Source organism: Deltaproteobacteria bacterium (assembly GCA_016874735.1).
Lineage (GTDB): Bacteria > Bdellovibrionota_B > Oligoflexia > Oligoflexales > CAIYRB01 > CAIYRB01.
The window spans coordinates 1-14,350 of sequence record VGTI01000015.1; the positions used below are offsets into that span (position 1 = coordinate 1).

Here is a 14,350-nt window from a genome sequence, read left to right on the forward strand (position 1 = left end):
GCAGCATGAACAACCAGTCCCTCATCGGTAGATTTAAACTCGTCGTCCAGTGGGTGGCAGCCAGGTCTGGCCGCATTTACATCGAGTGGCCTGAGCATGGGTCGACACGCACCTGCTCCGCATGTGGGTATAAGCTGGCCGAAGGACTATCCCCGAAGGTACGCAGCTGGGACTGCCCTGCCTGCGCCAGTCACCACCTGCGTGACGAGAACGCTGCCATCAATGGATTGAAACTCGTGATGCACAAAGACTTGCCCTGCTCGGGCCAGATACCACCAGTGACGCGGAGACACTCAGCCCGGTTTACCGGCTGCGGCATCGAACGCTCGTCGCTCGACGCCACGGCTAAACCTAGCGTAGCGGCACGACCACTAAGGTCGTGGAGCTGAGACGAAGGCGCTCCGCGAGCACTGGACGGTGTTCTGTGCCGCATGGTGCCAGTGCCTAGGAGGTAGCTAACGCTACATCCGGGGGCATGGCATGCAGCCCAGCGCTGGCGGCAACTGTGCGGAAATTCAATGTAGCTCAAGCTAGGGCTACGCCGTAAGTACCCGAATGAATAGATTTAGGTACATTGCGGAGAGCGGTTGCCTGAATCAGGTGTAATTCACCGCCTGATTCACAAGTAAATGCAAAAAAAGCGAGGTGTTACTGGGGCGGACCAACAATTAAGTGGACCAGTTTAAAGTCTTCAGCTTTGTGCAAAAAAGCCGAAATTATGAGAGAATTCAGCATGAGATACACTGACCTGCGGCTTAGCATGGTATTCTCTCTGATATAAACTTATGTGCACGACGGCGGGAGCGATGACGTCACCTAAACTGCCTGAATTTAGTGATTTCCTGACAGCTGCGACGAAGCATCCACTGGTGGCTCTGTGTGTACCCATCGCTTTCGATCACGAGACGGCAATCACGTTGGCTGATCGCTATGTAGATGAGCCTTACTTTTTCCTCCTCGAATCAGCGGCAGCTGGACCAAATGCACGTTATTCGTTCTTGGGATTCGATCCCGTCTGGACGTGGCAGATAGATTCATGCACCAAAAAAACTTGTGAGTACTCCCTGCATCTCGATGGTGGTAAAGCACAGTCGCAGAGCCTCCCCATCACTGACCCGATTAATGCGCTACGTGATCTTATGGCACGGTGGCAGGTTGATACTGTGTATCCCAAGGGAACCCGACTTGGCGGTCCGGACACGGCTGCTATGGTCGGAGCCACGGGATTTTTCGGCTTCGATATCGGACAAGCTCTCGAGCCGTCCATCGGCAAAGCTCCCCCTAAGACCTTAGGCGTACCGGATGCCGCATTTTTTATGCCGCGCCAATTTCTGATCGTCGATCACTTGGCACGGCGCCTTTTCGTCGCTCGCAACATACCCATCGCTGACCGCAACGAGGCTAAGCTGCGCCGTCAGTTTGCGTCTGAGTTGGCGAATCTGCTCGAGCAGATCGAGACTTTGACGTCCGCGCACCAAGCACCGCCGCTCAGCCTGAGCGATGAGCCCCTCGACTTTGGCCACTTTGACGCAGCACTAAATGAAAGCGAATTTACATCGCTTGGCGTAAAGTGCTTGGACGCCGTCCGCGCTGGCGAAGTGTTTCAGATCCAGATCAGTAATCGCCTCGGCCGCGCCACGGCGGCAAGGCCGTTTGATATCTTTCGCCACCTGCGCATGCTCAATCCCTCGCCCTACATGTTTTACTACAAGTGGCAGGATCACCATCTGGTGGGCGCCTCCCCCGAGATGATGGTCGGCGTGCAGGGCCAACGGATGACCCATAGACCTATCGCTGGAACGAGACGACGTACCTGGGATCCGGCGCGGGATACCGCCATGCGTCAAGAACTCGTGGCGAGCGACAAAGAACGCGCCGAGCACGTCATGCTCGTCGATCTAGCCCGCAACGATATCGGCCGCATAGCGGCCCCGGGCAGCGTCAAGGTCGAGGAGCTGATGACGGTGGAGGAATATAGCCACGTCTTTCATATGGTTAGCCAAGTGGTGGGCACCCTACCCGACACCGTCGATGCCTACGACGCCATGCGGGTGAGCTTCCCCAACGGTACGGTGAGCGGGGCTCCCAAGATCAGAGCCACCCAGCTCATCTACGAGTTAGAGTCCATGAGCCGCGAGTTTTATGCCGGTAGTCTCGGGATGTTCGACTCCCGCGGCAACCTCAAGTCGACGCTGCTCATCCGTACCATACACGTGGCCCACGGCAAGGCCTCGACCCAGGCTGCTGCCGGCTTTGTTTACGACTCTACCCCAGCACACGAGTGGCAAGAGACCCGCAACAAGATGGCAGCTTGTCTCCTAGCGATCCAGAATACGCTTGCCTCTAAAACGGGTACTTAGATCCAGTTTATGTTTTGGTCTTGACCAACCGAGTTAGGCCGCGGTAGGCCCTCCGAACCAATTGACGCCCTATGACCTCTCGGAGTGGTTATGACCCTTAGACCCTGGACCTTCGCCCTCGCCCTCATCAGCCTTGCTCACACCGCATCGGCAATCACCGCACCTCAGTGCGTCGCTCTCGGTGATCGCTGCGACTTCGCTAACGACTGCTGCAGCGGCTACTGCTCCTACCAAACCTGTATGCTCAGTGATACGAGCACAGGCATGTGCATCTACGCCGGTGATGCGTGTAGCACGGACGGAGAGTGTTGCTCGGGGTATTGTGGGGCGAATGGGGCTTGTGAGTGAGCCACCAGAGACGGCGCCACGTATTTTAAAGTGAACTACTTTAAGGCGTCGGCGCTAAGTAGTGGCGGCGGTATCTAATTCTGATCTGCCCGTTACCCCCTGAGCCGGCTAATGGAGCATTAATTCCTGACAATTTGGAACTAGAGCCCGCTCCGCCGCCTGGTACGCCGCCCGCTCCACCCGTGTTTCCAGGCCCTGACGAACTATAACCGGCACCACCGCCGCCGCCGCCGCCATCAGGGTTACTCACTCCAGGAGAGCCACTATTTCCTGTGGTGCCGTTAGAAGTTCCTCCCGTCCCCCCAGCACCGGCCGAAGGTGAAGCGCCACCCGCACTCCCTACGTTACCAGACGCGTCGATACCATTATTACCAGCGCCAGATGGCGAGCCCGCGGCACCACCACCAGCGCCGCCACTATTTGGTGAGTTTCCACCAGTGCCTCCGGGATAGATAACATCCCCGACTGATGAGGCCGCCAACCCACCGACACCGGCTAGCGTATCTGTCGAACCAGTGCCACCCTTTGCCAATACAGTCGTATCGTTGACAAACCAGGTGTCACCACCAGCGGCACCGGCAGAAATCGTACCTGAAGCACCACCGGTCCCGATATTGAAGTTCATCTGTGTACCAGGAGTCACAACTATGTCATTCTTTGCAGCGTAGGCTCCTCCTCCAGCGCCCGCTGGGGACATTACGCCCGAGTATCCACCAGCACCACCACCGCCCCCCCAACACTCCACAGACTCCAACTTGATCACTCCGTTAGGAACGGTCCATGTGCCAGAACCAGTGGTAGAAAGTATCACCGTCACCAGTTGCAACCGCGGTTTTAGGAAAGCGCCGTGTCCCACTTGTGCAAGAGCTGTTTCTGGGAAAAAGATCGGGACTACAGACAAGGAAATCATAGGTACAAAAATAGACCAAAAGAACGCCAATTTCTCGACTACAGAATTAGCCGCAAAACCTGAAATGTGCTGACTACGAGATCTCATTAGAGTCTCCTCAACATCAGTAACCAGGGATCCAAGACGTATACACATCGGAGCCAATTACCATGAAAGTATAGATTGTATGTTTATTTGCAATGGTCGCTTGATGATCGGGAGGATAGCGAACAGTCAGAGTATTGTTTGCGGTGTTAGTGGCTGAAAAACTGCAAAGAGCTTCGCTAGTACCCTTGACAGCTAGCGTGTAAGTACCACCATCTGCCATGTTATTTAAGGTGAAAGCACCACAACTTTGGCTTGTGTACTGCAAGTTACCTGCAGAAAAGTCGATAGTCGTGCCGCTATTCGCTGTTGCTGCAGGGACCAAAATCGCGCCGTTGACATCGAGTTTGGCTCGGGGATTAGTTGTACCGATTCCGACGTTGCCAGCCACAACTAACCCATTCGATGGCGCCGAAGTAGCAGCGCTGTAACCAATAGCAGCTCCCCCGTTTACTTGGAGCTTGGATCCTGGTGACGTGGTAGCGATCCCCACGTTGCCTCCGCCATTGATCGTCATTTTAGTCGTAGGAATCCTATCGTTAGTACCCGTATTCCCAGGGCTAGCTGTCTGGAATTCCAGAGTCGAGGTCCCGGTACCGGTCGCCGTGCCGCTGGCGATGAAGAGCGTGCCACCGTTTTTATCTGTCACCGCCGAGGTCGCGCCACCAGCTTGCAGAGTCAAGCTATTGCCCGCAGAGTTAGTCGCGGTGTTACGATCCACTTGAATAGTGCGCGCTGTCGTCCCACCCAAGCTCAGGGTAGCCGAAGGACTCGTCGTACCTATGCCGACGTTGCCACTCACGGCGAGGCCATTAGCTGGACCTGCGGTCGCGGCTGAATAGCCAATGGCAGCATTACCGTTCACCTGAAGTTTGGATCCAGGCGACGTTGTTGCGATCCCGACATTACCGATCCCGACATTACCGCTATTGTAGTAAATGCTGCCCCCTGAGGATGTCCACTGAGAGCTCCCTCCTGCAGCCGTGGTCCACGATAATGTTCCGCTTCCGTTATTGGTCAGAACTTGATTTGCACCGCCCTGGGAGGATGGCCAGTTATACGGGATGTTGTTTATCCTGGTTAAGTCGCCGGAGGAAGTCACCTGAAACTGGGAACCGTTCCCTACACTGAGCAGTGCAGATGGCGCCGTTGTACCAATACCGACGCTGCCACTCGCTGTGATGTTACCCGACGTTCTGATGTTCCCCGTGGTATCAAATGCTGTCGATCCACTTATGGTCCCTGAAATGATGGCCGCACCGGAAACTTTGCCAGCCGTGCTGATCGTTGCCAACTTGGTGTCAGAAATTCCAGCATTTGTGGCAATATCTGCGTCGGTGATGGTGTTATCTGCGATGGTACCACCGGTACCACCCGATACACTGGCTACACCGGCAGTGATAACTGCTAACGAAAATTTTTGATTAGTCTGATCCCATTTGATCACCGAACCGTCTACCGCACCTGTTTGATCAAAGGACTTGCCTCCGAGATAAGAGTCACTATAACTCTTGTTCGCAGCATCTGTGCCAACACTCGGGCTCCCCACTTCCATGACGCGCTGACCACTCATCCGAAGGTCGCCAGTCATCGAATCGCCTGCTTTATTCAGAGGTGTAAACCCGAGGCTATTCTGTTTTCCGTTAAATGTGCTCCAATCTGCCGACGTCAGGTAACCATGGCTAGAGCTGTTTGCGGAGTTCATGCTGAGCAAACCACTCACGGCACTATAGTTGATCGGAGCCGTAACACTCAAAGCTGCTCGTGCTCTGGCCTCTGTGTAGTACAAATTGGTACCTGATTCAGGTACTACTGCAGTGCTAAGGGTCTGCCACGACTTATCACCGCGCCAGTACTGAGCGGTGGTACCCGCTGCTATAACGCCTTCTTTCGTTGCCAAGTCAGCTGCAGCCGCGCCCAGCGCCACAGCGTTAGACCCGTCCCAGTACTTGACCTGATTCGACGTCGTATTAAACCACGTCTTGCCTTTGTCTCCCGCAGTCAAACCAGCGGGATCGGCAGTATGGGCACCTAAACCCAAGGTTTTCGAATCAGCTATCCTGATGTCGCCGGTGACCGCTGTTGCTCCCGCAAGCGTCGCACTATTCAAAACTGGTGCGCTCAGTGTCTTATTACTCAGTGTCTCAGTCGCCGTTTGCGTCACGATCGTTCCTGACATCGGGAAGGTCGCCGCTGAGTTAACCCCGGTACCGCCAAAGACCGGCGACAGGGTGCCTGTGACAGCAGATACCGCTCCTAAGTCCAAAGGACCAAACGAGGGAACAGCACTTCCACTCGGCACTCGCAGGACTTGCCCACTACTTCCAGATGCCGTCGAAAGTACATTAGACGAACCGTTACCTAATAGAACACCGTTGACGCTGAAATTCGTTGCACCGGTACCACCTTTGCTCACGTCCATAAGCGGCAAATCGGATGCACTAAGACTCATACCAAACTGGGCGCGACCCTTCGCATCGACAAACAACTTCGTGTAAGTACCAGCAGTCAGGCCAGTGTTAGTCAGTACCGGATTTGGATACGATCCCGAGAGATCTCCACCAGCTGCACCGCTCATGGCACTCGTACCGCCACTACCTCCGGAATTTGCCGCAGCTACCCAGCTCACCACTCCACTCGTATCCGAGGATAGGACGTGCAAGCCAGCCCCAGTGGGCCGCGTGGCAGCAAGCGTGAGTAGGCCGTCGCTATTGTAGCTAAACACTGTTGGGTCTACCGGAACTTTTAGGGCATAAGGGGTGACACTAAACTGTTGTTTGCCATAAACCCGATTATGCGTTTTGTCCGTCACCTGTATGTAAACGGTCGTGACGCTCTCGGAGAATACTTTGTGAAAGTCTCCCGGCGCTAACTCGAGACTTAGTTGAAAAACGCCGTCGATCACCTGCACATCAGGGATGACCAGCGAAGGTACATCGACGCGCGGTGCGCTGTCAGCGATATCCCAGTAAAAATCTACGGACACCGTGATCGGTCCTTGGACGGGTTTCCCGTCGGCATCCGTGATGCGATTGCCGTAGGTCAGCTCGTAAGGATAGCCCGAGGCCTCCCGTGCGACCATTGCCGCCCAAAATAGCACGCCGGCTGCGACATTGCGCAACGCGGTAGCCAGTCTTGGTATTGTGTTTAGCCCAGTGTAGGGCATGGTCGTCCTCGCCAGTGTGCCCGGAATGGGCAAGTCCTGAGGGTGCTTAAACCCCTCAAGGCGAAGTTCGGCGCGAATGAAACAGGGCTTTAGGTTTATTTTTGCAGTGTTGCTAAGCCAATAAAAGCATTGCGGATTACTCGCATCTTTGGACGCTGTTTTGAGGTTGTGTTTGGGTTGGTGTCGGGAGTCAAAACAGCCAATCGACAAGTCGCTGGACCTACTATGCGCCAGTACTCAACGTTGTTGTCAACCAGTATGTCGTGTTAAAATCGACTTACTGGAGTTTTAAATGAACCTGATAGAACTCGGCAGAGAGATTTCAACACCCGAATTTGACTATAATTTTTTATTGTCGATAGTCGGGCGCTATAAAGCCCCGAGGGACGCGATCACACGCTTGCTGCGGCAGCAGGCCGTAATCCGTGTGAAAAAGGGCATTTACGTGCTCGGCCCCATTTACGAGCGTCCATTCTCGCCCCATGTGCTTGCCAACCTGATTTACGGACCTTCGTACGTCAGTGGGCACGCTGCCTTGGCCTACTATGGTCTCATTCCGGAACGTGTTGAGACTTTGTCCTCCACAACGCCTAATAGGCGGAAAGAGTTCCGCACCCCAATCGGCACATTCATCTACAATTATTTACCTATGCACCTTTACCGCACCTCAGTGACGCTACAAGGACTTGGTACTAATCGCGCCTTTCTCCTCGCGTCCCGCGAAAAAGCCATACTTGAGACTATGCTTCAAGAGGCGGACATAGCGACTATGGGAGACGTGCGGGACTGGCTTGATGCGATGCGTATTGATATCAGAGATCTCAAAGAGCTGCGTAAGAGCGAGATCAGGCGACTCGCCAAACTCTTCGACTTCCCGGCATTCGCGCATCTAAGCCACATTAAGGACATCCGCTAACATGCACCAAGTGATCAAACAGATGCTGAGTCGCTATGACTGCAGATCCCTACCAGATTACGAAAATGCGCTGAAGGAGATTATCCAGGAGATCGCCTTGCTCGGCATGTGGCGCGGCAAGTTCTTTGAGAGAGGCGCGTTTTACGGTGGTACAGCTCTACGCGTACTACACGGACTTGACCGTTTCTCTGAGGACCTTGATTTTACGCTGCTACGGCCTGACGTGACTTTCGACATATCTCAGTATGAGAATTTTCTTAAACGCGAGCTCGAAGCTTTCGGCTTTGAGACTTCGGTTGAGAAGAAATGGAAAGCAGCAGGAACGAGTGTTGAATCAGCCTTCATCAAGGCCAACACGCTCATTCATCTACTAAAGATCAAGACCAGCCTCGTGACCCACAAGGATCACACGCTCAAAATCAAGATCGAAGTAGACACGACACCTCCCGGTTCCATGCCGACCACCGTGATTGAGCATTATAGTCCGATCCCCTACTCCATTAAGACACTGCCACTGCCAACCCTGTTCGCAGGCAAAATCGTCGCCATGCTGTTTAGGCCTTACAAATTTAATACCAAGGGACGGGATTTTTACGACTTCCTTTGGTACGTCAGTCGTGGCGTCCTCGTGGATGTACCTCATTTAAAGGCGTGCCTCCTGCAATTAGCTAAGTGGCCGGAGGATCAAGATTTGACGATGAATGATGTCGCTGCGTTATTGCACAAGCGCCTAGAAAACCTTGACCTTGATCGAGCCAAGGATGATGTTTTGCCGTTTGTCCGCGATCGACAATCAGTGGAGGCCTGGCAAAAAAGCTTGTTTACCACTGCGGTAAATCGCCTTGAAGGCTTACCTCGTTAAAGGCATTGGTAACAAATCTAAACCAACAAACTAACCTAGCCGCGCAAACTGTTACCACAACGGGCCCGCCGCTCCCTCCACCAATTACATGCATATTCCCGGGATGCAGTGATAACAGGCACTTTCACGGCAATGCACGCGTCCCAATCCTTGACCCAGTCGTTGGCACGATGATTGCTAAGACCATCTTCAGAGCCGGGCGATGTCCCAAATCACCGCGAGACGTCTTACCAAAGACCCTCTGGAGTCTAGCTCCAGTGAGTCCTGCATCTGATCCGCATCCTTGACCTCTCTTCACATCGCCAAGTTGGGTAGCCCGGGGGTAGCCCCCCCGGGAGCAACCTCACTCAGCCAGGCTCAAGCGGCGAGTGCGATGATCTTATCGATGGTCTCGGTGACGCCGGGGTATCCCGCGTTAAACCATTGCCACCATGCCGACACCATAACGACGTGCCCGACGATGGCGACAAAGTGCGCCCACATCTCGACGCGGTCCAGTTTCTGGGTCAGGTAGCGATGCCAGTGCATGGCTTCATCGAGCGCGCTGTAAAAAAATGAGAGGATCGTGAAACCCAAGGCCACCATGGAAAACACCTGGGGGTGCTGATAGCAGAGGCAGAGAAAGACGATGCTAGGCACAGCCGTTGCCACGATCATTTGATGCACGTAGGCCTCGCCCCGCCTGAGCTGCGACTTGTAGATGGTGCGATGGCCGATGTCATCGACCGCTAATGAGGCGGCGAAGAGAAAGTTACCGACGGGCACCCACCACACATAGCCTGGCCAGTCGACACCGTTCACGTACCCAAAGACGGTGAACGACACGGTCGCAATGAGTAAGCCAAAGATGGTCGACATCCAGCTCAGATATCGCAGCCAATCGGTGGGCTTAAACGAGCCTATGTTGGCGAGATACTGCCAAATCTCACGCAAGACACCGGCGCCACGATGAGTCGTATCGCTCTCAGTTAAGACCCGCGTTGTCATGAAAACCTCCAAACTGTGCGAATTGGCGCAGGCTGCCAGGTCCTTCCGATCTGGGACCAGCGCTGCGCAATCACGACCCTAACGGCCTTGGCCACCAGCACTAACTTCCGCCCAAGAGGCACCACGGCCCGGCTTTCCCAGGCGGCAGCACCGCGGTCACGCACCAACTGGCCGATCTCAGCATAAATAAACCTAGCAGCACCGGCTGCCAATGCTGCGCGCAAGGGCAGATACCGGAGTCCCGCCTCGCCCGATGCATAGTAGTCGTCCGCCGCTGCGAGCAGCCTTGCGACCACGCGCGCCACTGCATCGCGTTTAGTGGGGTCACCGACATCCTCGGGACTGAGACCCTCGGCTGCCAGCCAATCGTGGGGCAGATAGACGCGCCCCAGCGCAACATCCGTCAACACATCGCGCGCGATATTAGTCAGCTGCATCGCCGCACCAAGGTCGGCGGCATGCTTAAGCGCCGCTTCGTCACTCACACCAGCTAGATGACTAAACATTAGTCCCACCACTCCCGCCACGCGGTAGCAGTAGAGCCGTAGATCATCGTAGGTCCGGTACAACTGACCTGCGACATCCATATCCATACCCGCCAGTAGCTCCTGCGGGTAGTGGTCAGGTATGCGGTAGCACTGCGCCAGCCAGTGGAAGGCTACCATGGCAAAAGGTGCACCAGCCGCAGGCGTCGTCACAAGATTGCCGTGCATCGCTGCCCAGGTCTCACGACGCAGCTCATCGACCGCGAGGCTACGGCGCTCGACGAGTTCCGTTTGATCACCGGCATCGACGGCATCATCACAGTAGCGACACCAAGAATAAAGCACCATCAGACCTTGCCGGAGTCGTGCGCCGGCAAGTCGTGAGGCTAGGAAAAAACTCAGCGACCCCTTGCGCATGCTTGAGCGACACGCGGCACGCAGAGTCTCATGCAAGGTTGGTGGGTTATTTAAAGTAGGCTCAGCCAACTCAAACTCCAGCGGGTTGTGGTTGCAGCGCCCCTGCCGCCGCCGGTGCTTCCGCACCAAGTATGACGCCAGCCGTAGCCTTTGCCGAGCCAATGACGCCTGGGATGCCAGCTCCTGGGTGCGTCCCTGCTCCGACAAAATAAAGCCCCGGCAGCTGCGGATCCGCGTTGTGTACGCGGAAATAAGCGCTCTGCGTCAGCGTGGGTTCGAGCGAGAAGGCTGACCCCTCGTGAGCAGAGAGCCGCGACTGAAAATCCAGCGGCGTGAAGATTTTGCGCACGGTCAGATCATCGCGCAGTCCTGGCATATAATGCTCGTCGAGATACGCCATGATGTTATCGGCGAAGCTCTCGCCGTTGCGCTTCCAGTCGAAGGCCCCGTGCCCTAGGTGTGGCACCGGCGCCAACACGTAGTACGTGTGTTTACCAGGAGGCGCCAGCGAGTCATCCGTCAAGCTAGGCGCATGCAGGTAGAGCGAAAAGTCGTCACTGACCACACCGCGGTCAAAGATGTCTTTGAGCAGCTCTTGATAACGGCGTCCAAACATCACGTTGTGATGGATCAGATTCGGGTAGGCATTGTTGGTGCCAAAGTAAATCAGAAATAGCGACATACTATGGCGCTTAGACTTCAGGCGGCGCGCTTTTTTAGCTGCTGCCGCTTCGTGCCCAAGCAGTTTATCGTAGGTGTGAACGACGTCGGCATTACTGACGACGGTGTCAAAGTCTTCTTTGTTACCGCTGGCGTCCATCACACCGCTGATGCGGCCATTTTTGGTCAGGATTTGCTTCACCGGCGTGCCCAAGCGAATCTCCCCACCAATATCGGTGAACAGCTTGGCCAGTCCGCGCACCAGTGCGTGCGTCCCACCGCGAGGGAAGTAGACGCCCCATTTGCGCTCAAGCGGGTGGATGAGCGTATAAATCGACGACGCCCGCAGTGGGTTGCCACCGATGAGTAGACTGTTGAACGAAAATGCCTGACGCAAATAATCACTTTTGAAGAATTTACTCACCGTTGAGTAAACAGGAACATGCGCATTCAGCCTAATCAGCTGCGGTGCCACCTTGACCATGTCCCAAAAGTTTAGAAAGGGCACGTGACAGAGCTTCGTGTAGCCTTCGTCAAACACTTCCTGCGCGTAGCGGAAGTAACGCTGATAACCGTTCACGTCCTCGGGCGATAGGCGGCGGATCTCGCGCATCAGATCTTCTTCGCCAGCGCTATAGTCAAAGGTCGTGCCGTCCTCCCAGAAAAGCCGGTACATCGGGCTCACCGGCATGAGCTCGACGTAGTTACTCATCGATTTACCGGCGAGTTCGAATAACTCGGTAATGGTGTCGGGAGCTGTCACGACGGTCGGACCGCGGTCGAACACGTGGCCATCTTGGGTGAAAACGCCGGCGCGCCCACCGAGTTCCGGTAGGGCCTCGTAAATGACAGTCTTCACCCCGGCTGCTGCCAACCGAATCGCGACCGCCAGACCGCCGAAGCCGCTGCCAACGACAGCTGCTTTTTTAATGGTGTGTGAGGCTCTGGGGGGAGTCAGGTTAGTAGGCATCGATCAGCTCCTCAGTAAGATCGCGAAGCCGCGTGAGTGCTGCTTCGCTCTGCTCTATTGCATAAGGCGCAAGTGCCTGCGCCAGGGTATCAATAGCAAGTCGCATGGCTTTATTGAGACGCACGGTGGCGTCGGCGACAAAGCCGCGCTCTTCCAGCCAGGTAATCAGTGGGGCTGCATCGTCCTCTACACGCAGCGCCGCCGCGCGGAACACGGCATAATCATCATCCGTACTGCGTGCCGCCGCCATGGCCCAAACTGCTGTCGGTTTACGAAGGCGCAGATCTTCGAAGCGCTTACTGGGGTCGCGCCGCCCGACAACATTGCCGATATCATCGCAGTACTGCAGTGTCTTACCAAAGGCCATACCAAACGTAGCGAGGGCCTCCTCGCGCGCGCTATCGGCACCAGCCACGATAGCTCCCACGCGCATGGCCAGGGCCGTAATCGTGCCCGTCTTCCATTCAATGACGGCGTCGCAGAAGGCAGGTACTTCCTGACGTCCCAGCGTGTCGACCTTGACCGTGATGTCGAGAGCTTGGCCGTAGTGTGCGGCTTCCACTGCCTGGTAATAAGCAGACAGCAAGCGGTGACGCGCATCTACTGGCAGCGGTAGCGTATCTAAGATGCGCATAGGTCGAAAATAAAGCCAATTACCCGCACACAAAGCGGTGGGCAATCCATAGATAGTGTGCAGGCTTGGACCACCGCGCCGCTGCTTGCTACCGTCCTGGACATCATCGACAATCAGCGAACCGGTATGTAATTGCTCGAGTGCGGCTGCGGCACGTTCGATCAAGGGGCGTCCAGCATTGTCACCACCAGCAAGGTCATAAGCCAGGCCTACGAGACGGGCCCGCATATGCTTGCTGGGTCGCGCCATGAGCATGCGCGCGGGCTCCACGAGACGACGCTCGAGTTGGTCGGCCACCGGACTGCCAGCGCCACCCAGTAGCTCGTCGAGTTCTGCAACACTTGGTAAACAATTATCCATTTACAAGCCCCTTTCTGCAGACACAGACTTCAGAAAAAAGGCTCGCGCCCCCTCTGCTACCGGCACGGGGGGAGGTCCAGAAAGCAGACGCAAGCAATCGATGGCACTGAGCTGACCGCTATAAAAGCGCGCGATTAACTCAGGATCGCGGCGGTAAAATTTCGCCATGACATGGCGCCGCCCTGACGGTGCGGCTGCCTTGAAAAACATACTATTGAGACGGCGGCAAAAATCACCCTGACGCCACACTTGACGGGCGCGTCGCGCAGCCGCTTGCGCCAAGGCCTTACCGGTGCGGCGCCCTACCCCGTCGGGCCCGCTGAGCCATTCCGCAAATCGCACGGCCTCGGGCATCGAGTAACCGGTCGTCGGATGAAAGAGCCCGGCCCGTACGCCTGAATGAAGATTGGTGCGTGTGAGTGTTGGTGCTGCGGCACCATATAGCGGCAGCGGCAATGAGCCACGCTCCTCACCGATTACGGTGAATGCACCGAGACCAAGAGCCTCCGCGTAACTTAAGATGTCAGCACGCGCGCCAGCGTCATCAACGGCAGCCGTATCACTGTAGCAAGTATCTTCGATCAGTAGCTCGTGCTCGCTCCACGGCAGGATATAAAAGAACCGATAACCGTCACGCTGATCCACGGTCGCATCCATCAGCATCGGACGCTTGATGCCGTGGCGCTTGTCGGTACGGAGAAACAAACCAAAAAATTTTTGGTAGGCACAAGGTGCGCAATGGGAACTATCCACCGCGGCAAAGCCGCGGCCATCGACGACACACCCCGCGTTAATGCGTTCACCACTCGCCAAGATCACGTGGTCACCGTGAACCTCCGCTACTGGAGTGGAGGTCCTAACGCGACGGCGCAGGAGGTGCGTCAATTTGGCGTGAAAGTCTGCTGATCGCAGCGCGTGATAACGCCCCGTAAGCGTGCGGCTATAGTCCGGAAACCGCACGTCATAGCCCTGCCAACTGGCCGTTGCCAGCGCCGTCACCCAGTCACTGGCCGCGGTTACATCACTATCGTGCCAGCACCATGTATGCTCCCCACCTAGAGTCGGCCCAGCCTCCAGCACGACGATCGGTAAATCTGGACGCCGCATGGTAAGACGCAAGGCCGCTAGACCATTCGCCAAACCGCCACCAACAAATACGACGGATTTAGCCTCAACTTGCACGTGGGGAGC

At 55.8% G+C, this 14,350-nt stretch carries 12 protein-coding genes; 5 read left to right on the top strand and 7 right to left on the bottom strand.

All coding sequences use genetic code 11. From position 1 onward, the window contains the following. From FJ146_08750 to FJ146_08760, 3 genes are all read left to right on the top strand, one after another. The coding region (locus tag FJ146_08750; GenBank protein ID MBM4252045.1) for a transposase at positions 1-389 on the top strand (389 nt) is incomplete at its 5' end. Positions 390-785: 396 nt separating this feature from the next. After that, entirely contained in the window at positions 786-2,360 is a 1,575-nt protein-coding gene (locus tag FJ146_08755; protein MBM4252046.1) for a hypothetical protein, read from the top strand. A 90-nt stretch (positions 2,361-2,450) separates the two neighbouring features. After that, positions 2,451-2,708 carry a hypothetical protein gene (locus tag FJ146_08760; GenBank protein MBM4252047.1) on the top strand — a complete coding sequence of 86 codons (258 nt, stop codon included), beginning with the start codon at positions 2,451-2,453 and terminating at the stop codon, positions 2,706-2,708. 40 nt (positions 2,709-2,748) lie between these two features. Here the strand turns inward: FJ146_08760 and FJ146_08765 are convergent, their stop codons facing one another. Further along, positions 2,749-3,705 carry a hypothetical protein gene (locus FJ146_08765; GenBank protein ID MBM4252048.1) on the bottom strand — a complete coding sequence of 319 codons (957 nt, stop codon included), beginning with the start codon at positions 3,703-3,705 and terminating at the stop codon, positions 2,749-2,751. A gap of 16 nt (positions 3,706-3,721) precedes the next feature. Beyond that, positions 3,722-6,868, bottom strand: coding sequence for a hypothetical protein (locus FJ146_08770; GenBank protein MBM4252049.1), 3,147 nt, complete (start codon positions 6,866-6,868; stop codon positions 3,722-3,724). A 292-nt stretch (positions 6,869-7,160) separates the two neighbouring features. On the opposite strand from FJ146_08770, the gene FJ146_08775 reads away from it, so the two are divergent. Next, on the top strand, positions 7,161-7,784 hold the full coding sequence (locus FJ146_08775) for a hypothetical protein (GenBank protein MBM4252050.1): 624 nt from the start codon (positions 7,161-7,163) through the stop codon (positions 7,782-7,784). A 1-nt stretch (position 7,785) separates the two neighbouring features. After that, positions 7,786-8,646 (top strand): nucleotidyl transferase AbiEii/AbiGii toxin family protein, encoded by an 861-nt coding sequence (locus FJ146_08780; protein MBM4252051.1) that lies wholly within the window; start codon positions 7,786-7,788, stop codon positions 8,644-8,646. 357 nt (positions 8,647-9,003) lie between these two features. On the opposite strand, the gene FJ146_08785 is transcribed toward FJ146_08780, so the two are convergent. From FJ146_08785 to crtY, 5 genes are read right to left on the bottom strand one after another with little or no spacing between them, the layout of a single operon-like run. Next, on the bottom strand, positions 9,004-9,633 hold the full coding sequence (locus FJ146_08785; GenBank protein ID MBM4252052.1) for a hypothetical protein: 630 nt from the start codon (positions 9,631-9,633) through the stop codon (positions 9,004-9,006). Further along, positions 9,630-10,604, bottom strand: coding sequence for a phytoene/squalene synthase family protein (locus FJ146_08790; protein MBM4252053.1), 975 nt, complete (start codon positions 10,602-10,604; stop codon positions 9,630-9,632). The genes FJ146_08785 and FJ146_08790 overlap by 4 nt, the downstream gene beginning before the upstream one ends. 1 nt (position 10,605) lies before the next feature. Next, entirely contained in the window at positions 10,606-12,165 is a 1,560-nt protein-coding gene (locus FJ146_08795) for a phytoene desaturase (protein MBM4252054.1), read from the bottom strand. Then, a complete protein-coding gene (locus FJ146_08800) occupies positions 12,155-13,159 on the bottom strand; it encodes a hypothetical protein (GenBank protein ID MBM4252055.1) in 1,005 nt (334 codons plus the stop codon). Before FJ146_08800 ends, FJ146_08795 begins: the two co-directional genes overlap by 11 nt. Continuing rightward, positions 13,160-14,341 carry a lycopene beta-cyclase CrtY gene (gene crtY, locus FJ146_08805; protein MBM4252056.1) on the bottom strand — a complete coding sequence of 394 codons (1,182 nt, stop codon included), beginning with the start codon at positions 14,339-14,341 and terminating at the stop codon, positions 13,160-13,162. Positions 14,342-14,350 lie beyond the last annotated feature (9 nt).